A 22,726-nucleotide genomic window follows, 5' to 3' on the forward strand; every position below is an offset into this window, starting at 1 on the left:
TTAACTATAGATGACACGTGACGTCCTCCGCGCAGTTAAGATATGCGGATACCTTGTGGTGGCGCGCTGTCTCGCTAAGCCACTTGTTGGGCGGGTAGCGCCGTGGGTGCATCAGCAGGGAAGGTTGGCGCCGAGCGGTGCGCCCTGTCTGATGTCGGTGTCTCGATGTGCAACAGTATTGGCCATGAGTTGGCGCAGACCGCTGTTCGATGTGACGGCCCAACCACCCGACGTTCGTGTCGATGATGCCGACGTGGGCAGCGTTGCCCGGGTCGCGGTGGAGGCGATCCTGGGGGGTTTCGCCCAGATCAGCGATACGGTGGAGGCCGAAATCCTCGGCTCGACGTTGCTTGGTGGCATCGGTTTACTCGGCGCGGATGCGACGGCATTGGCCGCGCCGGAGGTTGTCTCGATCATCGAGGCGGTGGGCGATCCACGAGCGGCCGGGATGCTCGCGGTGCTCGCCACGCTCGACGAAGGGCCAATCGGCGAGGCCGCTACCGCGGGACTGGACCGACTGCGGGCATGCGGTGTGGCGGCTCCGGAGTGGGTGGCGGCGTTGTCGGCTCCGGTGAGCGCGCGTGATTGCGTCGAACTATGCGAAGACGACCAGACGCTGGTGCTTGCGGCCCGCTTCGACCGCGCGGGCGCGGCCCACGCAGTGATGATTCTGGTGGACCCCCAAGATTGCGGGGAGGCAGCCGAGATCATGCTGATGGACTGCGCGGATTTGACCGAAGCACTCGCCAAGCTGCACCGGGCCCTTGAACGTGACAAGGCCCGGCTCACCACGACGGCCCTGGATCCGGCGGAATTTCGGTGGCGGGCCGAAGCGGCGATGGATGTTCGCGACCATCACGACCGAGATGACCAGGACGTTCCGTTCGACTCGGAGGACATCACCGATCTCCGTGGCTTGTTCGACGCCGCGGGTTTTTTTGATGACGACGATCTCGACGACCAGGACGGTCCGGGGTATCGGGCTCTGGCGCCGTTGCTGCGGGCTAGACTGCGGGCGCTGCCGCAATCGACGACCAAAACCCACGCCGCCGCACGGTGAACATGCTGAATCCAGGGTCGCCGGTCTGCTGGCAGCGCTGGATCGGCTTGCAGCGCTGCCAGGGGTGTTCGGCGGGCCGGCCGCTATCGTCCCGGTGAAGTCGAGCCCGAAACTGCCCGCCAAGCGCAAGACGAAGGACGGTCCGGCGCCGGTTCTGCAGTTGCGTGTCGACCTACGCGCAAGTAGACCACCGATCTGGCGGCGCCTGCAGGTTCGTGGCGACATCGCGCTGCGCGAGCTGCACAAGGTGTTGCAGGTAACGTTCAACTGGCATTCCACGCATATGTACGCGTTCGACACCGCCTACGGTCAATTCGGTATTCCCGATCCCGAGCTGGGGTTGCGATCTGATGCCAAGGTCACCCTCGAACAGGTCGCCGCCGGCCCCGGGACGAAACTCACCTACACCTACGATTTCGGCGACGACTGGGAACACCTGATCACCGTCGAGGACACCGTGCCGTGCGAGGATGCCTCGATCTACCCCAGGTGTGTCGGCGGGCGTCGGAAAGCTCCACCGGAGGATTGCGGCGGCATCTGGGGTATCAGGAGCTGCTGGAGATCCTCGACGACCCCGCCCACGAAGAACACCAAGACCGTCCGGAATGGCTCGGCATCGACCGACCCGACCAACACGACCCGGCGCACTTCGACACCGACGAGGTCAACGACGCATTCACGTCGGTTCTCCTGAACTCGAGACACCGGAAGTAGGCACCACGATGGGGAGGGTTACCGCACAACGATCGATTATTCGGGATGCCGGTAAGGAGCGGGTCAAATTGACGGCCCATCGGGTCAGATTGACGGCCCATGTTGGTCAGCACTCACCGCATGATCTACGCCGCCGGCGGCTCACCGTCGGACCTGGGATCCGCCGGTGAGCGGGCTCGGCGACAGGGTCCTGCCACTGATCCGTACCCGGGCCGATGTCCACCGATGGGCCCCGGCCAACGATCACGGACACCAGATGCACGTCGCCTTGGACATCCTTGAGGCCGCCCTGCCCACGGCTGATCCAGCCGAGGCGTACTCGGTGACCCACAAAGCATTGGGCAGCGCGATCAAAGTCATCGCCGTCGCCGATGACTCCAGCGGCATCATCGGCGACGCGTGCCGGCGGCTCCTGGACCTGCATCCCAAGCTCGCCGCCGCCGCGAACGTTGCGGCGGCCAAACTCATCGACTGGATGATGACGTTCCAATTCGACGGAGACGTCGACTATTTCACCCTTGATCCGGTGGCCTACGCCCCCGCACTGGGCGAGGCCGGGATGATCACCTACCGGCGACAATTGATGCAGATCGAGGCCGATCTGGGCCAGCGTCCCAGCCAAGCCGATCGCCGGGCATCGCGGCACTCGCATGAGTGGTTCACCATTGAGTGGAACGCCCGTAGGCTGGCCGTGCTCGACCGGGATATCGACGCGATCATCGCCACCCACGCCCGAGACCGACGCGTCGCGGCCTGGCTACAAGAAACCGCCGAGGCCTTCGAAGAGATCGGGCAGACCGACCTGGCCATCGACTGGGCCAAACAAGCCACCGACTTCGACGACGGCCACCAATCCCGCCGCGCCGCCGACTACTGGTGTTCACTCCTCGACCAACACCGGCCCCACGAGGCATTGCACGCTCGCGTTCGGGTCTTCCGTCGTTGGCCGTCGGCGACAACGGCGGCACATCTACGCGCCGCAGCCGGCGCCTCCTGGCCCGACTATCGAGCCGAAGTCACGACCACACTCGCAGCACATCCCCGTCATGCCGTGATGTTCGCCCTGCACACCCTTAAAGACGTTGAGTTCGCCTGGGATCTCGCGCACTCAATGGCCCTCGCCGACGACCCGACATGGAGCGAACTCGTCAAGGCCTACGAGAGGATCGACCCCCTGGCCGTCCTTCCTGTTCTGCAACGCCTCGTGGAGGGCGAACTGGTGGTGGCCAGACCCCAGAACTACCGGCTGGCCGCGCGACGGCTGGCCAAGATGCGCCGACTGGCAGCCGGCAGCGACCACGCGCAAGCGGTCGACACGGTGGTCGCCCAACTACGAGAGACCCACAGCCGCCGACCACGACTCCAACAGGAATTCAACCGCGCAGGACTGCCCTGAACATCGACCGGAAGCCCTCAGCATCCCTGGACCTTTCGCTGACCGCTGGACGCTTTGCCGCCACGCTGACACAGCAGGCTCGATCTGAGCGAGCGACACAATGCCAAATGGGCGCCAACCATCCGGTCCGGGCGGGACAGCTCAATTCGGAATCTCGGAATCATTGAATCAGTGCAGAATTTTGAACGTTTCGCTCCGATGCGGCTGGATGTCCCATTTGCGCCAGATCCGTGCCACCGAGGCGAACGAGATCCCCAGCCGTGCCCCCTATGAGCCGACTCGACCAATGCGTCACTCCAAGATGTGCACGCGATTTTCCCTTCTCGGCCAACGCTTCTGCGATCACTGCGATCTCGTCGATCATTGCCGCACGCCCCTGGCGTGGCTCAATCGTCAAGCCCGCCGGTACCCGAACCTACATACCGGCCACGCCATTTGAGCACCGTCGGCCACGAGCTACCCGTGCGATCTGCGATCTCGGGTTATTGGGTACCCCTGTCGCAATCACGCAACTCCAACGCCGCGGTCATATAGATCCATTGATTCTCGCAACCAGCCAACGTAAAGCAATTAACGACACGCGAGGCTAGATGATGTCCTGCGCGGCGCCGCGACCCGCGGCCCGGCCGGAGAAGATGCACCCGCCCAGGAAGGTGCCCTCCAAGGCCCGGTAGCCATGTACGCCGCCCCCGCCGAACCCGGCCACCTCGCCGGCGGCATACAGCCCGGTCAGAGGTGTGCCGTCGGACTTGAGCACCCGCCCTTCCAGGTCAGTTTCTATTCCGCCCAAGGTCTTTCGGGTCAGGATGTGCAGCTTGACCGCGATCAGCGGCCCGGCTTTGGGATCGAGCAGTCGGTGCGGCGCGACGACGCGACCGAACCGGTCGCCCAGGTAGGTGCGGGCGGCCCGGATCGCGGTGATCTGACCGTCTTTGCTGAACTTGTTGGCCACTTCACGATCACGGGCGGTGACCGCGGCTTCGACCGTCCCGTAATCCAGCGGCAGCACATCGGGTAACTCGTTCATGCCGTCCACCAACTCGCCCAACGTATTTGCGCTGACAAAGTCGACACCCTTGTCGATGAAGGCCTGCACCGGCCCCGGCGGACCGGACCGGGCCCTCGAACGCACCAGTTCGCGGATGCTCTGCCCGGTCAAGTCAGGATTCTGTTCCTGGCCGGACAGCGCGAATTCCTTCTCAATGATCTTGGCGTTCAACACAAACCAGGTGTAGTCATACCCCGACTGGGTGATGTACTCGAGCGTGCCCAGTGTGTCGAAACCCGGATACAGCGGAACCGGTAGTCGATTGCCTGCCGCATCCAGCCAGAGCGACGACGGGCCGGGAATGATCCGGATGCCGTGGCTGGGCCAGATCGGATCGTAGTTGGTGATGCCCTCGGTGTAGTGCCACATCCGGTCGGGGTTTATCACCCGCGCGCCGGCCCTTTGGGATATGCCGATCATCCTGCCGTCGACGTGGGCAGGCACGCCACTGAGTAATTGTTTGGGTACGCGCCCCATCCGCTTCGGCCAGTTCTTACGCACCAGATCATGGTTGCCGCCAATCCCACCACTGGTGACGAGAACAGCCGAAGCGCGAAACTCGAACTCTCCCACAGTCTTTCGCGACGACGGCGCGCCGCGCGGCGCATCCGCAGGCTCCAATATGGTGCCCCGAACACCCGTCACGGCATCACCCTCCACGATCAACCTGTCGACCTGGTGGCGGTGGGCAAAGCGTACATTCGGCCGGTTCCGCAACTGACGCGCGAAGATTTCGACCAACGCCGGCCCGGTGCCCCAGGTGATGTGAAACCTGGGCACCGAGTTGCCGTGCCCCTGAGCGTCGTAACCACCACGCTCGGCCCAGCCCACCAGCGGAAAAATCTTCAGCCCCCGCGCCCGCAACCAGCTACGCTTCTCCCCCGCCGCAAAATCGACGTACGCATGGGCCCATTGCTGGGGCCAGTAGTCCTCCGGACGATCAAATGCCGCCGTTCCCAGCCAATCCTGCAGGGCGAGTTCATGACTGTCGCGGATGCCCATACGGCGCTGTTCGGGGCTATCGACGAAGAACAGTCCGCCGAATGACCAGTAGGCCTGCCCACCCAGGTTGGCCCTGTTCTCCTGGTCCAGGATCAATACCCGCAGGCCGCGGTCGACCAATTCGCAGGCCGCCACCATGCCCGAAAGACCGGCACCGACGATAATCGCGTCGGCAGCGAAGTCGTCCGCCCCAGCCCCTGAACCAGAAGATCCATCGCTCATGTCGGTACAGGGTAATGCCACCGATCATGACGGCTGACCCCGCGGCGATCGCAAGCGCGGCCGCGGCGATCGCAAGCGCGGCGGAGCCGGGCGCAGCGAGTCGCCGCATTCATCCGAGCCGGGCGCAGCGAGTCGCCACCGAGTCGTCCGAGCCGAGCGCAGCGGGTCGCCACCATCTGACGACGCAACGGCGAGAATTGCCTTGTTTTGAGGAGGACTTGCGAACCAGAACCAGGTCCAGCTCGGTAATTCCGTGAAAATCATCGAGTCGTCGAAAGCCGTCGCCGGGCAACGCTTTGACGACGCCAGGCGACACCAACTAGCCGAGTGCCGCACAGCCGGGTACGAAGCCTGGGATGCTCGAGCACCCGGTCGGCCGCCTGCTCGCTCGCAGTCAGCACCGCATCGGCAGGCGTATCGAGCGCGGGTGTTGCTGATGCCCACTGACGGTATTGCCAACACGTGGATCGCCGAGGGTAGGTGCGATGCCGGTTACCGTGTGGTCCTTGCAGGCTCGGTTCACTCAGGAGGGCTGGCCAAGCTCGGCGAGGTCCGCAAGGGGCGGTGCGAAGCCGTCCATCCCGACCGAGGCAGCGAGGTGCCTCGGCCAAAAGTGAGCGCGAAGTAATGGCTGGTGCCTCACACATAATGAGCGCGTGAGGAGGCTTGCGTTACTCTGCTTCGGCCAATCGGTTGATTGACGGTTGCAATGCTTCCAGGTCGACATGACGGGCGGCGGCGAGGGCTTCGGTCTTGGTCTTGGCCAAGTCCAGCAGTTGCCGCTGGATGGCGTTGATCTGCCGTGTCGGGTCGGCCGGGTTGATGCCCTTGATTCGGGCGGCCACTTTCGAAAGTTGGTGAGTGTCAATTACTCCCGATTCCTGCAAGCGCTGCCACGGGGTCTTGGGCTTGTGCTAGATGCGTTTGCGGCGGCCGTTGGCGCTGGTGGTGTAGCCGATGGGCCATTTCGTCGGGGTGAAAAAGTTCAGGCGCAACGACACCAGCTACCACAGCTGGTTGAGAAGCTTCCAGCTCCTGGCCGGTGTCGTAGCGCCAGTAGAACGCGTGTTTGCGTACTACGTGGTTGTTTTAGACTCCACATCGGCTGGTCGTTGTTCTGGTATGGCCGCGAGCTGCTCGATATCGCGGGCCTGCAACCATCCGGCGACCTCGTGGCTGATGAACTCAGACCCGCACTCCGAGTCGAAGGTCACCATGGGGAACGGGAACCGCTTCTCTAGCTCCTCAATGCCCTCCACGATCCGCTTGGAGGCGTTGTTACGAATCGAGCAGTTCTCGGTCCAGCCGATCACCACGTCGGTCATCGTCAGCGTGCGGGCGTATTCACCGATCAGCGTCGGGCCGCAGTGCGCCACGGTGTCGGCCTCGATCACCCCCGGAGCCTCGGGTGTCTCGTCGTCGCAGGTACGGATGGTGATCGAATTACTCAGCAGCGGAGACGGTTTCGTCGTCGAGATGCGCTTGATGCATATCCTGTCCCGGGACGGCTTCAAGTACCGGTCCACCATCGCCGCGCTCATCGCCGCCAGCTCAGCTAACGCCTGCTCGGTCGCGAACGACTTGTCCAGATCACCGGCGGCGGCCAGCAGCGGCAGCCACACGTCGAGCATCACCACCAGGTACTTGCCGCACGGCATGCCCATCAAGGCCCACACGTGTTCTAGCAACGCCCTGGCGTCGTCGCTGAAACCCCGCGACATCAGCGTGCGCCCATCGACTTGCTCTACTGGGTTGGGCAGTCTGGGGCCGGTCAGCATCCGCCGGGCCGTTGAGCGGCCTATCCCCGTGGTAGCCACCACCCGATCCCGTGTCTTGCTCTTGTCCGCCTTCGATGCCCTGCAGTACTGAACCCGCAACTTGTTGGTCACCTGCCGTCTCGCGGCCATTTCGATCTTGCCCTCCACATCGGGCAAGCCTTCTCGGCCACGCGCTCAAACTTGGTGATGGCACGTCGGGCAGTGGACGCGATCGCGGAGGCCACGTTAGGGTCATTCAATCCCCAAGGGTCAAATCTATTGGAGCACAAGGACGATGGCCACGCAATTCGGGGGGCCGGTCCGCGGCGCAAGGATTTGGCTGGCACAGGGACTTTTAAACCTCACGGTCAACGGCCCAGTCGGTATGCGGCAACGCCCAGGGGATCGCATGGCTCGTCTAAGCCGGTGATCGTGCCCCAAAAAGACGCCTTTAGTGGGCCAACTTTCCCGCAGTGTGGGATCGCTGTGTGTGATGGGAAAGGTCCGGTGAAGTGGTGGCGAGTCCCCGTTACTGAGTCCACCCGGTTTTAGAGTCGGGCTTGTTTGATCCAGGTTCAGTTAATCTCGCAGGCCACCGGGGTGTGGGTGTGTCTGCAGGCCGAAGCGTACTCGGCCGGTGTGCGGTAGCCCAGCGCCGAATGGCGGTGTCGGTGATTATGTTCGTGCTTGAAGTCGCCGATGACCACGCGAGCCTCGAACAGGGTGTTCCAGTGGTTGCGGTTGAGGCACTCCTTGCGTAGCCGGTTATTGAACGATTCGATGTAGCCGTTGACCCATGGGCATCCTGGTGGGATGTAGACCAAGCCGGTCTTGTTCTCGCAGAACCGTTGCAGCGCTTGGGAAACCAGCTCCGGCCCGTTGTCCATCCGCAGCACCTTCGGCGGCCCGCCAGCCACCGTGAACGCCATCTCGAGTTCAGCCACGAGGCGTTCGGCGGTGATCGAGCGCTCCACGATGTTCAGCAGCGACTCCCGAGTGTGCTCGTCGATCATCGAGGCGATCTTGATCGCCTTGCCATCGGTGGTGGAGTCGAACTGGAAATCGATCGCCCACACCACGTTCGGCGCATCAGCCGCGACCGGCGGGACCGAGGACACCCCGGCCCGCTTACGCGGCGACCGGATCTTGACCTGCAGGCCCTCCTCACGCCACAGGCGGTGGACCTTCTTCTTGTTGACCTCACGGCCCTCGTCGTGGCGCAACGCCGCCCAGGCACGCCGGAACCCATGGCAGGGGTGTTTGGTGGCATACGCGCGCAGCCAGGCCCTCATCTCGGCATCCGGATCGGCCGGAGTCTGCGCCGCAGGCAGGCGCCGGTAGGTGGAGCGGGCAAGCCCAACAGCCTTGCACGCCAACCGTTCCGACATGCTCAACGTATCCTTGAGCATGTCCACGGCGCGGCGCTTGGCAGCTGGGCTCAGAATTTTCCCTTCGCGACCTCCCGCAGCGCGTCTTTCTCCAGTTCGGCCTCGGCCAGCAGCTTCTTCAATCGGGTGTTCTGCTCCCGCAGCTCCCGCAGCTCTTTAGCGGCGTCGGTGTCCATGCCGCCGTAGGCGCGGCGCCAGTTGTACAGCGTGGCTGCTGAGACACCCAACTCGGCGGCGATTTCCTCACCAGTCTTACCTTCAGCAGCCAACTCGTCCGCGCGGCGCAACTTGCGCACGATGTCCTCCGCGGAATGCCGCTTCCGACCAGCCATGTGTTTCATCGTCCCTTCCAGCCCGACCTCGGGCCACAGGACTCTAAAACAAGCTGGACTCATTCACGGGGAACACGCCAGTGGGCTTTATGAGCGTGTGTGGTGGGCTACATTCCGGCAACCGGTGTTGTCTAATTGTCTGGTGCATCGGCGAGTTGACTACGCACACTGCTCTCCCATTTGTGCTAGCAGAACCGGGCGGAGATTATCCGCGAAACGAAGACGAGCCATTCGCTTCACCAATATGCTGTGACCGCCGGTCGTGAGCTCGGATGGTGGCTTGCCACATCCTGCCTAATCGGTCTCGCCACATCCTGCCTAATCAGTGGAGCCGCCCCATGTCCTACGTGTGGATTTCGCCTGAGGCCGTAGCGGCGGCAGCTGAGCAGCTAACGGGGATCGGCACCTCGGTCGGTGAGGCCAACGCGTCCGCGGCGGCAGCCACGACACAGCTGTTGGCAGCCGGTGGCGATGAGGTTTCGGCAAGAATCGCGGCGCTGTTCGGCGCGTATGGGCGCGAGTATCAGGCCATTAGCACGCAGATGCAGTCCTGGCAACAGCAGTTTGTGCAGTCGCTGCAAGCTGGGGCGGGTGCTTACGCGGGTGCCGAGGCGATCAACGTCGAGCAGGGTCTCCTAGGCGTGATCAATGCCCCCACACAGTCATTGTTCGGACGTCCGCTGATCGGTGACGGCGCGAATGCAACTACGCCGGGCGGGGCCGGCGGCGATGGCGGGATCTTGCTGGGCAACGGCGGCAACGGCGCTGCCGGCGCAACCGGTCAGGCCGGCGGACCGGGCGGGTCGGCAGGGTTATTGGGCAACGGTGGCGCAGGCGGGGCCGGCGGAGTCGGTGGGGCCGCGGGTGGTGCCGGTGGCGGCGGCGGGTGGCTAGCCGGCGTAGGCGGGCCCGGCGGGACGGGCGGCGCCGGCGGCGGGACCGGTGGTTCTGGTGGGGCCGGCGGATTGCTGTGGGGCGGCGGCGGCGCGGGAGGCGCCGGGGGGTATGGCGGCGGTACTGGCGGTGCCGGTGGACGCGGTGAGTGGTTGATCGGGGCCGGTGGGGCCGGCGGGGCTGGCGGCTCTGGTGGCGGCGCCGGCGGCGACGGCGGTGACGGCGGATTGCTGTGGGGCGGCGGCGGCGCGGGAGGCGCCGGGGGGTATGGCGGCGGCACGGGCGGTGCCGGTGGACGCGGTGAGTGGTTGATCGGGGCCGGTGGGGCCGGCGGGGCTGGCGGCTCTGGTGGCGGCGCCGGCGGCGACGGCGGTGACGGCGGATTGCTGTGGGGCGGCGGCGGGGCCGGCGGCAGCGGAGGGTATGGCGGCGGCACGGGCGGGGCCGGAGGGCGCGCCGAGTTGTTGTTCGGCGCCGGCGGAACCGGCGGAGCCGGCGGGGCTGGCCTGGACGCCGGGGCTGGTGGAGGTGACGGCAGAGCCGGCGGCCAAGGCGGGGCCGGGGGCGCCGGATGGTTACTGGCAGGCGGCGGTGCCGGCGGCGCTGGCGGGGCCGGGGGCGCAGGCGGTGTCGGCGCCGTGGGCGGGGCCGGCGGCGCCGGCGGCACCGGCGGATCCGGCGGGGCCGGAGGCCGCGGCGCGTTGCTGTTCGGCCCCGGCGGGCTTGGCGGGACCGGCGGGGTCGGCGGCCTTGGTGGTGCCGGTGGCACCGGTGCCGACGGGACGGTGGCAGGTCTAGGTGGGGTCGGCGGCGCGGGTGGCACCGGAGGCATCGGCGGTACCGCTGGTCAGGGTGGGGCCGGTGGGACCGCCGGTCAGTTCTTCAGCGGCGCCGGCGCGACCGGAACTGCGGGCAACGGCGGTGCAGGCGGCCAGGGCGGTAGCGGTGGGGCTGGAGCCGCCGGGTTCGACGCCACTGCCGGTACCGGCGGCACCGGTGGTCCCGGCTTCGCCGGCGGAGCAGGCGGGCAAGGCGGTATGGGCGGAGCCGGCACCGTCCAGGGCGCCGGCGGGGCCGGCGGCAGCGGCGGGACCGGCGGGACCGGCGGGGTCGGCGGCACCGGCGCCGATGGCAGCGACCCCGCGGTCGCGGCCCAGGCCGGCGGGACCGGCGGGGTCGGCGGCCAAGGCGGGGCCGCCGGCGCCGGCGGCACCGGCTCCACCATGGGCGCGGCCGGCACCGCCGGCGACGGCGGGACCGGCGGGGTCGGCGGGGTCGGCGGGAAAGGCGCCGACAACACCACCGTGGCCGCGCCGGGCGCCACCGGCGGCACCGGCGGGGTCGGCGGCCAAGGCGGCGCCGGCGGCACCGGCGGAGCGGCCGGCGCCGGCGGCGGCGGCCAACAGGGCGCCGGCGGGGCCGGCGGCAGCGGCGGGACCGGCGGCACCGGCGGGGTCGGCGGCACCGGCGCCGATGGCAGCGACCCCGCGGTCGCCGCCCAGGCCGGCGGGACCGGCGGGGTCGGCGGCCAAGGCGGGGCCGCCGGCGCCGGCGGCACCGGCTCCACCATGGGCGCGGCCGGCACCGCCGGAGACGGCGGGACCGGCGGGGTCGGCGGGGTCGGCGGGAAAGGCGCCGACAACACCACCGTGGCCGCGCCGGGCGCCACCGGCGGCACCGGCGGGGTCGGCGGCCAAGGCGGCGCCGGCGGCACCGGCGGAGCGGCCGGCGCCGGCGGCGGCGGCCAACAGGGCGCCGGCGGGGCCGGCGGCAGCGGCGGGACCGGCGGCACCGGCGGGGTCGGCGGCACCGGCGCCGATGGCAGCGACCCCGCGGTCGCGGCCCAGGCCGGCGGGACCGGCGGGGTCGGCGGCCAAGGCGGGGCCGCCGGCGCCGGCGGCACCGGCTCCACCATGGGCGCGGCCGGCACCGCCGGCGACGGCGGGACCGGCGGGGTCGGCGGGGTCGGCGGGAAAGGCGCCGACAACACCACCGTGGCCGCGCCGGGCGCCACCGGCGGCACCGGCGGGGTCGGCGGCCAAGGCGGCGCCGGCGGCACCGGCGGAGCGGCCGGCGCCGGCGGCGGCGGCCAACAGGGCGCCGGCGGGGCCGGCGGCAGCGGCGGGACCGGCGGCACCGGCGGGGTCGGCGGCACCGGCGCCGATGGCAGCGACCCCGCGGTCGCGGCCCAGGCCGGCGGGACCGGCGGGGTCGGCGGCCAAGGCGGGGCCGCCGGCGCCGGCGGCACCGGCTCCACCATGGGCGCGGCCGGCACCGCCGGAGACGGCGGGACCGGCGGGGTCGGCGGGGTCGGCGGGAAAGGCGCCGACAACACCACCGTGGCCGCGCCGGGCGCCACCGGCGGCACCGGCGGGGTCGGCGGCCAAGGCGGCGCCGGCGGCACCGGCGGAGCGGCCGGCGCCGGCGGCGGCGGCCAACAGGGCGCCGGCGGGGCCGGCGGCAGCGGCGGGACCGGCGGCACCGGCGGGGTCGGCGGCACCGGCGCCGATGGCAGCGACCCCGCGGTCGCCGCCCAGGCCGGCGGGACCGGCGGGGTCGGCGGCCAAGGCGGGGCCGCCGGCGCCGGCGGCACCGGCTCCACCATGGGCGCGGCCGGCACCGCCGGCGACGGCGGGACCGGCGGGGTCGGCGGGGTCGGCGGGAAAGGCGCCGACAACACCACCGTGGCCGCGCCGGGCGCCACCGGCGGCACCGGCGGGGTCGGCGGCCAAGGCGGCGCCGGCGGCACCGGCGGAGCGGCCGGCGCCGGCGGCGGCGGCCAACAGGGCGCCGGCGGGGCCGGCGGCAGCGGCGGGACCGGCGGCACCGGCGGGGTCGGCGGCACCGGCGCCGATGGCAGCGACCCCGCGGTCGCCGCCCAGGCCGGCGGGACCGGCGGGGTCGGCGGCCAAGGCGGGGCCGCCGGCGCCGGCGGCACCGGCTCCACCATGGGCGCGGCCGGCACCGCCGGCGACGGCGGGACCGGCGGGGTCGGCGGGGTCGGCGGGAAAGGCGCCGACAACACCACCGTGGCCGCGCCGGGCGCCACCGGCGGCACCGGCGGGGTCGGCGGCCAAGGCGGCGCCGGCGGCACCGGCGGAGCGGCCGGCGCCGGCGGCGGCGGCCAACAGGGCGCCGGCGGGGCCGGCGGCAGCGGCGGGACCGGCGGCACCGGCGGGGTCGGCGGCACCGGCGCCGATGGCAGCGACCCCGCGGTCGCCGCCCAGGCCGGCGGGACCGGCGGGGTCGGCGGCCAAGGCGGGGCCGCCGGCGCCGGCGGCACCGGCTCCACCATGGGCGCGGCCGGCACCGCCGGCGACGGCGGGACCGGCGGGGTCGGCGGGGTCGGCGGGAAAGGCGCCGACAACACCACCGTGGCCGCGCCGGGCGCCACCGGCGGCACCGGCGGGGTCGGCGGCCAAGGCGGCGCCGGCGGCACCGGCGGAGCGGCCGGCGCCGGCGGCGGCGGCCAACAGGGCGCCGGCGGGGCCGGCGGCAGCGGCGGGACCGGCGGCACCGGCGGGGTCGGCGGCACCGGCGCCGATGGCAGCGACCCCGCGGTCGCCGCCCAGGCCGGCGGGACCGGCGGGGTCGGCGGCCAAGGCGGGGCCGCCGGCGCCGGCGGCACCGGCTCCACCATGGGCGCGGCCGGCACCGCCGGCGACGGCGGGACCGGCGGGGTCGGCGGGGTCGGCGGGAAAGGCGCCGACAACACCACCGTGGCCGCGCCGGGCGCCACCGGCGGCACCGGCGGGGTCGGCGGCCAAGGCGGCGCCGGCGGCACCGGCGGAGCGGCCGGCGCCGGCGGCGGCGGCCAACAGGGCGCCGGCGGGGCCGGCGGCAGCGGCGGGACCGGCGGCACCGGCGGGGTCGGCGGCACCGGCGCCGATGGCAGCGACCCCGCGGTCGCCGCCCAGGCCGGCGGGACCGGCGGGGTCGGCGGCCAAGGCGGGGCCGCCGGCGCCGGCGGCACCGGCTCCACCATGGGCGCGGCCGGCACCGCCGGCGACGGCGGGACCGGCGGGGTCGGCGGGGTCGGCGGGAAAGGCGCCGACAACACCACCGTGGCCGCGCCGGGCGCCACCGGCGGCACCGGCGGGGTCGGCGGCCAAGGCGGCGCCGGCGGCACCGGCGGAGCGGCCGGCGCCGGCGGCGGCGGCCAACAGGGCGCCGGCGGGGCCGGCGGCAGCGGCGGGACCGGCGGCACCGGCGGGGTCGGCGGCACCGGCGCCGATGGCAGCGACCCCGCGGTCGCCGCCCAGGCCGGCGGGACCGGCGGGGTCGGCGGCCAAGGCGGGGCCGCCGGCGCCGGCGGCACCGGCTCCACCATGGGCGCGGCCGGCACCGCCGGCGACGGCGGGACCGGCGGGGTCGGCGGGGTCGGCGGGAAAGGCGCCGACAACACCACCGTGGCCGCGCCGGGCGCCACCGGCGGCACCGGCGGGGTCGGCGGCCAAGGCGGCGCCGGCGGCACCGGCGGAGCGGCCGGCGCCGGCGGCGGCGGCCAACAGGGCGCCGGCGGGGCCGGCGGCAGCGGCGGGACCGGCGGCACCGGCGGGGTCGGCGGCACCGGCGCCGATGGCAGCGACCCCGCGGTCGCCGCCCAGGCCGGCGGGACCGGCGGGGTCGGCGGCCAAGGCGGGGCCGCCGGCGCCGGCGGCACCGGCTCCACCATGGGCGCGGCCGGCACCGCCGGCGACGGCGGGACCGGCGGGGTCGGCGGGGTCGGCGGGAAAGGCGCCGACAACACCACCGTGGCCGCGCCGGGCGCCACCGGCGGCACCGGCGGGGTCGGCGGCCAAGGCGGCGCCGGCGGCACCGGCGGAGCGGCCGGCGCCGGCGGCGGCGGCCAACAGGGCGCCGGCGGGGCCGGCGGCAGCGGCGGGACCGGCGGCACCGGCGGGGTCGGCGGCACCGGCGCCGATGGCAGCGACCCCGCGGTCGCCGCCCAGGCCGGCGGGACCGGCGGGGTCGGCGGCCAAGGCGGGGCCGCCGGCGCCGGCGGCACCGGCTCCACCATGGGCGCGGCCGGCACCGCCGGCGACGGCGGGACCGGCGGGGTCGGCGGGGTCGGCGGGAAAGGCGCCGACAACACCACCGTGGCCGCGCCGGGCGCCACCGGCGGCACCGGCGGGGTCGGCGGCCAAGGCGGCGCCGGCGGCACCGGCGGAGCGGCCGGCGCCGGCGGCGGCGGCCAACAGGGCGCCGGCGGGGCCGGCGGCAGCGGCGGGACCGGCGGCACCGGCGGGGTCGGCGGCACCGGCGCCGATGGCAGCGACCCCGCGGTCGCCGCCCAGGCCGGCGGGACCGGCGGGGTCGGCGGCCAAGGCGGGGCCGCCGGCGCCGGCGGCACCGGCTCCACCATGGGCGCGGCCGGCACCGCCGGCGACGGCGGGACCGGCGGGGTCGGCGGGGTCGGCGGGAAAGGCGCCGACAACACCACCGTGGCCGCGCCGGGCGCCACCGGCGGCACCGGCGGGGTCGGCGGCCAAGGCGGCGCCGGCGGCACCGGCGGAGCGGCCGGCGCCGGCGGCGGCGGCCAACAGGGCGCCGGCGGGGCCGGCGGCAGCGGCGGGACCGGCGGCACCGGCGGGGTCGGCGGCACCGGCGCCGATGGCAGCGACCCCGCGGTCGCCGCCCAGGCCGGCGGGACCGGCGGGGTCGGCGGCCAAGGCGGGGCCGCCGGCGCCGGCGGCACCGGCTCCACCATGGGCGCGGCCGGCACCGCCGGCGACGGCGGGACCGGCGGGGTCGGCGGGGTCGGCGGGAAAGGCGCCGACAACACCACCGTGGCCGCGCCGGGCGCCACCGGCGGCACCGGCGGGGTCGGCGGCCAAGGCGGCGCCGGCGGCACCGGCGGAGCGGCCGGCGCCGGCGGCGGCGGCCAACAGGGCGCCGGCGGGGCCGGCGGCAGCGGCGGGACCGGCGGCACCGGCGGGGTCGGCGGCACCGGCGCCGATGGCAGCGACCCCGCGGTCGCCGCCCAGGCCGGCGGGACCGGCGGGGTCGGCGGCCAAGGCGGGGCCGCCGGCGCCGGCGGCACCGGCTCCACCATGGGCGCGGCCGGCACCGCCGGCGACGGCGGGACCGGCGGGGTCGGCGGGGTCGGCGGGAAAGGCGCCGACAACACCACCGTGGCCGCGCCGGGCGCCACCGGCGGCACCGGCGGGGTCGGCGGCCAAGGCGGCGCCGGCGGCACCGGCGGAGCGGCCGGCGCCGGCGGCGGCGGCCAACAGGGCGCCGGCGGGGCCGGCGGCAGCGGCGGGACCGGCGGCACCGGCGGGGTCGGCGGCACCGGCGCCGATGGCAGCGACCCCGCGGTCGCCGCCCAGGCCGGCGGGACCGGCGGGGTCGGCGGCCAAGGCGGGGCCGCCGGCGCCGGCGGCACCGGCTCCACCATGGGCGCGGCCGGCACCGCCGGCGACGGCGGGACCGGCGGGGTCGGCGGGGTCGGCGGGAAAGGCGCCGACAACACCACCGTGGCCGCGCCGGGCGCCACCGGCGGCACCGGCGGGGTCGGCGGCCAAGGCGGCGCCGGCGGCACCGGCGGAGCGGCCGGCGCCGGCGGCGGCGGCCAACAGGGCGCCGGCGGGGCCGGCGGCAGCGGCGGGACCGGCGGCACCGGCGGGGTCGGCGGCACCGGCGCCGATGGCAGCGACCCCGCGGTCGCCGCCCAGGCCGGCGGGACCGGCGGGGTCGGCGGCCAAGGCGGGGCCGCCGGCGCCGGCGGCACCGGCTCCACCATGGGCGCGGCCGGCACCGCCGGCGACGGCGGGACCGGCGGGGTCGGCGGGGTCGGCGGGAAAGGCGCCGACAACACCACCGTGGCCGCGCCGGGCGCCACCGGCGGCACCGGCGGGGTCGGCGGCCAAGGCGGCGCCGGCGGCACCGGCGGAGCGGCCGGCGCCGGCGGCGGCGGCCAACAGGGCGCCGGCGGGGCCGGCGGCAGCGGCGGGACCGGCGGCACCGGCGGGGTCGGCGGCACCGGCGCCGATGGCAGCGACCCCGCGGTCGCCGCCCAGGCCGGCGGGACCGGCGGGGTCGGCGGCCAAGGCGGGGCCGCCGGCGCCGGCGGCACCGGCTCCACCATGGGCGCGGCCGGCACCGCCGGCGACGGCGGGACCGGCGGGGTCGGCGGGGTCGGCGGGAAAGGCGCCGACAACACCACCGTGGCCGCGCCGGGCGCCACCGGCGGCACCGGCGGGGTCGGCGGCCAAGGCGGCGCCGGCGGCACCGGCGGAGCGGCCGGCGCCGGCGGCGGCGGCCAACAGGGCGCCGGCGGGGCCGGCGGCAGCGGCGGGACCGGCGGCACCGGCGGGGTCGGCGGCACCGGCGCCGATGGCAGCGACCCCGCGGTCGCCGCCCAGGCCGGCGGGACCGGCGGGGTCGGCGGCCAAGGCGGGGCCGCCGGCGCCGGCGGCACCGGCTCCACCATGGGCGCGGCCGGCACCGCCGGCGACGGCGGGACCGGCGGGGTCGGCGGGGTCGGCGGGAAAGGCGCCGACAACACCACCGTGGCCGCGCCGGGCGCCACCGGCGGCACCGGCGGGGTCGGCGGCCAAGGCGGCGCCGGCGGCACCGGCGGAGCGGCCGGCGCCGGCGGCGGCGGCCAACAGGGCGCCGGCGGGGCCGGCGGCAGCGGCGGGACCGGCGGCACCGGCGGGGTCGGCGGCACCGGCGCCGATGGCAGCGACCCCGCGGTCGCCGCCCAGGCCGGCGGGACCGGCGGGGTCGGCGGCCAAGGCGGGGCCGCCGGCGCCGGCGGCACCGGCTCCACCATGGGCGCGGCCGGCACCGCCGGCGACGGCGGGACCGGCGGGGTCGGCGGGGTCGGCGGGAAAGGCGCCGACAACACCACCGTGGCCGCGCCGGGCGCCACCGGCGGCACCGGCGGGGTCGGCGGCCAAGGCGGCGCCGGCGGCACCGGCGGAGCGGCCGGCGCCGGCGGCGGCGGCCAACAGGGCGCCGGCGGGGCCGGCGGCAGCGGCGGGACCGGCGGCACCGGCGGGGTCGGCGGCACCGGCGCCGATGGCAGCGACCCCGCGGTCGCCGCCCAGGCCGGCGGGACCGGCGGGGTCGGCGGCCAAGGCGGGGCCGCCGGCGCCGGCGGCACCGGCTCCACCATGGGCGCGGCCGGCACCGCCGGCGACGGCGGGACCGGCGGGGTCGGCGGGGTCGGCGGGAAAGGCGCCGACAACACCACCGTGGCCGCGCCGGGCGCCACCGGCGGCACCGGCGGGGTCGGCGGCCAAGGCGGCGCCGGCGGCACCGGCGGAGCGGCCGGCGCCGGCGGCGGCGGCCAACAGGGCGCCGGCGGGGCCGGCGGCAGCGGCGGGACCGGCGGCACCGGCGGGGTCGGCGGCACCGGCGCCGATGGCAGCGACCCCGCGGTCGCCGCCCAGGCCGGCGGGACCGGCGGGGTCGGCGGCCAAGGCGGGGCCGCCGGCGCCGGCGGCACCGGCTCCACCATGGGCGCGGCCGGCACCGCCGGCGACGGCGGGACCGGCGGGGTCGGCGGGGTCGGCGGGAAAGGCGCCGACAACACCACCGTGGCCGCGCCGGGCGCCACCGGCGGCACCGGCGGGGTCGGCGGCCAAGGCGGCGCCGGCGGCACCGGCGGAGCGGCCGGCGCCGGCGGCGGCGGCCAACAGGGCGCCGGCGGGGCCGGCGGCAGCGGCGGGACCGGCGGCACCGGCGGGGTCGGCGGCACCGGCGCCGATGGCAGCGACCCCGCGGTCGCCGCCCAGGCCGGCGGGACCGGCGGGGTCGGCGGCCAAGGCGGGGCCGCCGGCGCCGGCGGCACCGGCTCCACCATGGGCGCGGCCGGCACCGCCGGCGACGGCGGGACCGGCGGGGTCGGCGGGGTCGGCGGGAAAGGCGCCGACAACACCACCGTGGCCGCGCCGGGCGCCACCGGCGGCACCGGCGGGGTCGGCGGCCAAGGCGGCGCCGGCGGCACCGGCGGAGCGGCCGGCGCCGGCGGCGGCGGCCAACAGGGCGCCGGCGGGGCCGGCGGCAGCGGCGGGACCGGCGGCACCGGCGGGGTCGGCGGCACCGGCGCCGATGGCAGCGACCCCGCGGTCGCCGCCCAGGCCGGCGGGACCGGCGGGGTCGGCGGCCAAGGCGGGGCCGCCGGCGCCGGCGGCACCGGCTCCACCATGGGCGCGGCCGGCACCGCCGGCGACGGCGGGACCGGCGGGGTCGGCGGGGTCGGCGGGAAAGGCGCCGACAACACCACCGTGGCCGCGCCGGGCGCCACCGGCGGCACCGGCGGGGTCGGCGGCCAAGGCGGCGCCGGCGGCACCGGCGGAGCGGCCGGCGCCGGCGGCGGCGGCCAACAGGGCGCCGGCGGGGCCGGCGGCAGCGGCGGGACCGGCGGCACCGGCGGGGTCGGCGGCACCGGCGCCGATGGCAGCGACCCCGCGGTCGCCGCCCAGGCCGGCGGGACCGGCGGGGTCGGCGGCCAAGGCGGGGCCGCCGGCGCCGGCGGCACCGGCTCCACCATGGGCGCGGCCGGCACCGCCGGCGACGGCGGGACCGGCGGGGTCGGCGGGGTCGGCGGGAAAGGCGCCGACAACACCACCGTGGCCGCGCCGGGCGCCACCGGCGGCACCGGCGGGGTCGGCGGCCAAGGCGGCGCCGGCGGCACCGGCGGAGCGGCCGGCGCCGGCGGCGGCGGCCAACAGGGCGCCGGCGGGGCCGGCGGCAGCGGCGGGACCGGCGGCACCGGCGGGGTCGGCGGCACCGGCGCCGATGGCAGCGACCCCGCGGTCGCCGCCCAGGCCGGCGGGACCGGCGGGGTCGGCGGCCAAGGCGGGGCCGCCGGCGCCGGCGGCACCGGCTCCACCATGGGCGCGGCCGGCACCGCCGGCGACGGCGGGACCGGCGGGGTCGGCGGGGTCGGCGGGAAAGGCGCCGACAACACCACCGTGGCCGCGCCGGGCGCCACCGGCGGCACCGGCGGGGTCGGCGGCCAAGGCGGCGCCGGCGGCACCGGCGGAGCGGCCGGCGCCGGCGGCGGCGGCCAACAGGGCGCCGGCGGGGCCGGCGGCAGCGGCGGGACCGGCGGGACCGGCGGGGTCGGCGGCACCGGCGCCGATGGCAGCGACCCCGCGGTCGCGGCCCAGGCCGGCGGGACCGGCGGGGTCGGCGGCCAAGGCGGGGCCGCCGGCGCCGGCGGCACCGGCTCCACCATGGGCGCGGCCGGCACCGCCGGCGACGGCGGGACCGGCGGGGTCGGCGGGGTCGGCGGGAAAGGCGCCGACAACACCACCGTGGCCGCGCCGGGCGCCACCGGCGGCACCGGCGGGGTCGGCGGCCAAGGCGGCGCCGGCGGCACCGGCGGAGCGGCCGGCGCCGGCGGCGGCGGCCAACAGGGCGCCGGCGGGGCCGGCGGCAGCGGCGGGACCGGCGGCACCGGCGGCGCCGGCGGCACCGGCGCCCCGAACGGCGGCACTGGCGGCAACGGCGGTCAAGGTGGGGGGGCCGGGGCCGGCGGCACCGGCTCCGCCACCGGCGCGGCGGGTACCGGCGGAACTGGCGGTGCTGGTGGCGCCGGCGGCATTGGTGCCCCCGGCGCGACAAGTGCGGCAGGTACCGGTGCAAACGGCGGCACCGGTGGCAACGGCGGCGACGGCGGAACCGGCGGGGCCGGTGGCGCCGCCAACGGCGGAACCGCAGGCGCTGGCGGTGCTGGCGGTAATGGCGCCAAGGGCGGCGACGGCGGTGCGGGTGCCACCAACAGCCTCGCCGGTGGCGCCGGGGGTTCCGGCGGTAACGGCGGCAAGGGCGGTGCCGCGGGTGCCGGCGGTACCGGGGCGAGTACAGGTGCAAACGGTGTAGCTGGCGACGGTGGCAACGGCGGCGATGGTGCGGTAGGTACTACCGGCAGCGCCGGCACAAGCGGCTCCGGAAGCGGGGGCAACGGCGGCACCGGCGGCAACGGGGGCGACGGCGGCAGCGGCGGGGCTGGCGGCGCTGGCATCGCCGGCGTCGGCGGCGGCGACGGGGGAACCGGTGGCACGGGCGGCAAGGGCGCCGCCGGTGGCGGGGGAGGAAACGCCGTCGGAAATACGGGCACCAGCGGCAACAATGGCGGCAACGGCGGAGCGGGCGGCACTGGCGGCAACGCCGGCGCCGGCGGTGCCGCTGGTAGTGGCGGCGGCAGTGCTGGGGCCAACGGAACTGCCGGCGACGGCGGCAACGGGGGCGCCGCTGGCAGCGCCACTTCCGGCGCTAACGGCGTCGGTGCCACAAATGGTGGGACCGGCGGCAAGGGCGGGGTGGGCGGCAGCGGCGGTGCCGGCGGAGACGGCATCGGCGGGTCCGGCGGCGGTAAGGGCGGCAGCGGAGCAAACGGTGCCGGCGGCGGTAGCGGTGGCGCCGGCGCCACCGGGGCCACCGCCACCAACACCGGCGGTACCGGCACCAACGGAGGCCAAGGCGGCCAAGGCGGCAATGGCGGTGCCGCGGGTGTCGGCGGCGCCGGTGGCGGCGTCAACGGCGCTGCCGGCAACGGAGGTCAAGGCGGCGCCGGCGGACAGGGCGGGGCAGGCGGAATTGCAACCGCCAACGGCGGCAATGGCGGCAGCGGAGGAAAGGGCGGCAACGGTGGCACCGGCGGCGATGGCGGCGCCGGTGTCGGCAGCGCCGGCGGGGGCACTGGTGGCCAAGGCGGCACCGCCGGAAACGGCGGCAACGGCGCCGCCGCCAACAATCGCTCTTCCGGTGGTCAGGACGCCAATGGCGGCGCAGGCGGTGCGGCCGGAACCGGCGGCAACGGCGGTCAAGGTGGCGCCGGAGGCGGCACCGGCGGCCAAGGCGGCACCGGCGGCAACGGCGGCAACGGCGGCAACGGCGGCAACCGTAGTAACAATTTCGGCGTCGGCAACGGCGGCAGCGGCGGCGCTGCGGGCGCGGGCGGCACAGGTGGCCAAGGCGGAAGCGGCGGCGGCGACGGCGGCCTCGGCGGCCAAGGTGGCACCGGCGGCAACGGCGGCAACGGCGGCAACCGTGTCAACAACACCAATAGCCTAGGCGGCAACGGCGGCGCCGCGGGCGCGGGCGGCAACGGCGGCGCCGGTGGCACTGGTGGTGGCGACGGCGGGGACGGCGGCAACGCCGGAACCGGCGGAACCGGCGGCAACGGCGGCAACCGCAGCTCCGGCAACGGCAGCGGCGCCACCGGTGGCACCGGCGGCAACGGCGCCACCGGCGGCACCGGCGGCGCGGGCAATAGCACCGGCAATGGTGGCATCGGCGGAACCGGCGGCACCGCCGGCACCGGCGGCAAGGGCGGCAACGGCTTCGGCACTGGCACCGGCGGCGACGGCGGCAATGGCGGTGGCGCCGCCGCCGGAGGTGCGGGTGGCCTCGGCGGCGGCTCGGGTACGGGCGGCAATGGCGGCACCGGCGGCGACGGCGGCCGCGGCGGCACAGGCGGCAACGGCGGCACCAACGGTCCGGGCGGTGACGGCGGCAACGGCACCACGGGCGGCACCGGAGGCAAGGGCGGCAACGGCGGCATCCTGGGTGGCAGCGGCGCCGCTGGCGGCGCAGGCGGCACCGGCGGTAACGGCGGGGCCGGCGACGCAGGCACCAACCCAGGCGGCACCGGAACCGCCGGCGGCGGCGGCAAGACAGGCAGCGGTCCCTCAGGTGTCACCGGCGGCGCCGGTGGAGGCGGCGGCACCGCCGGCACCGGCGGCTCTGGCGGCCCCTCCTGACAAGCGCCGCCCAACAGCCCGCAATGGCGCCGCCGCGGCTTATACCATCGGCCGCCGGCCAGAACTATGAACTATGCGTCATGCCGGTAGACGACAACCACGACTCGTTACCGGCTGCAGCGCCTGGAATAACCGACTGCACCGGCAAGTCCGGGTACCGTCCACCACCGTTGGCGCCGCCCCCTGAT

Annotated in this window: 7 protein-coding genes and 1 pseudogene; 4 read left to right on the forward strand and 4 right to left on the reverse strand. The window is 75.8% G+C overall.

Annotation, left to right across the window (positions count from 1 at the left end; all coding sequences use genetic code 11):
• Window positions 1-184 precede the first annotated feature (184 nt).
• From AADZ78_RS27350 to AADZ78_RS27360, 3 genes and pseudogenes are all read left to right on the forward strand, one after another.
• Window positions 185-1,060 carry a hypothetical protein gene (locus AADZ78_RS27350; protein WP_169726340.1) on the forward strand — a complete coding sequence of 292 codons (876 nt, stop codon included), beginning with the start codon at window positions 185-187 and terminating at the stop codon, window positions 1,058-1,060.
• Window positions 942-1,774 (forward strand): annotated as a pseudogene (locus AADZ78_RS27355) (plasmid pRiA4b ORF-3 family protein). The gene AADZ78_RS27350 and the pseudogene AADZ78_RS27355 overlap by 119 nt, the downstream one beginning before the upstream one ends.
• A 166-nt stretch (window positions 1,775-1,940) precedes the next feature.
• Complete coding sequence (locus tag AADZ78_RS27360; protein WP_239656869.1) at window positions 1,941-3,170, forward strand: DUF6880 family protein; 1,230 nt, start codon at window positions 1,941-1,943, stop codon at window positions 3,168-3,170.
• A 586-nt stretch (window positions 3,171-3,756) separates the two neighbouring features.
• On the opposite strand, the gene AADZ78_RS27365 is transcribed toward AADZ78_RS27360, so the two are convergent.
• The 4 genes from AADZ78_RS27365 to AADZ78_RS27385 all read right to left on the reverse strand — a co-directional run bounded on the left by AADZ78_RS27365 (window position 3,757) and on the right by AADZ78_RS27385 (window position 8,919).
• On the reverse strand, window positions 3,757-5,463 hold the full coding sequence (locus tag AADZ78_RS27365; protein WP_139828805.1) for an FAD-binding dehydrogenase: 1,707 nt from the start codon (window positions 5,461-5,463) through the stop codon (window positions 3,757-3,759).
• A 650-nt stretch (window positions 5,464-6,113) separates the two neighbouring features.
• Window positions 6,114-6,287 (reverse strand): hypothetical protein, encoded by a 174-nt coding sequence (locus tag AADZ78_RS27375; protein ID WP_249044889.1) that lies wholly within the window; start codon window positions 6,285-6,287, stop codon window positions 6,114-6,116.
• 231 nt (window positions 6,288-6,518) lie between these two features.
• Window positions 6,519-7,367, reverse strand: coding sequence for an integrase catalytic domain-containing protein (locus tag AADZ78_RS27380; RefSeq protein ID WP_341343646.1), 849 nt, complete (start codon window positions 7,365-7,367; stop codon window positions 6,519-6,521).
• Between the two features lie 407 nt (window positions 7,368-7,774).
• Window positions 7,775-8,919, reverse strand: a protein-coding gene (locus AADZ78_RS27385; protein ID WP_139828804.1) for an IS3 family transposase whose coding sequence is annotated in 2 segments (ribosomal slippage) — window positions 7,775-8,652 and window positions 8,652-8,919 — 1,146 coding nt in all. Because the reading frame shifts where the segments join, the coding sequence is not laid out codon by codon here.
• 338 nt (window positions 8,920-9,257) lie between these two features.
• On the opposite strand from AADZ78_RS27385, the gene AADZ78_RS27390 reads away from it, so the two are divergent.
• Entirely contained in the window at window positions 9,258-22,538 is a 13,281-nt protein-coding gene (locus tag AADZ78_RS27390; protein ID WP_341343647.1) for a PE family protein, read from the forward strand.
• Window positions 22,539-22,726: the final 188 nt, after the last annotated feature.

The organism is Mycobacterium riyadhense, assembly GCF_963853645.1.
Classification (GTDB): Bacteria; Actinomycetota; Actinomycetes; order Mycobacteriales; family Mycobacteriaceae; genus Mycobacterium; species Mycobacterium riyadhense.

Excerpts from the sequence above, each read along its gene's own strand:
- AADZ78_RS27350 (WP_169726340.1), top strand. The coding sequence starts at position 185 with ATGAGTTGGCGCAGACCGCTGTTCGATGTGACGGCCCAACCACCCGAC.
- AADZ78_RS27390 (WP_341343647.1), top strand. The coding sequence starts at position 9,258 with ATGTCCTACGTGTGGATTTCGCCTGAGGCCGTAGCGGCGGCAGCTGAG.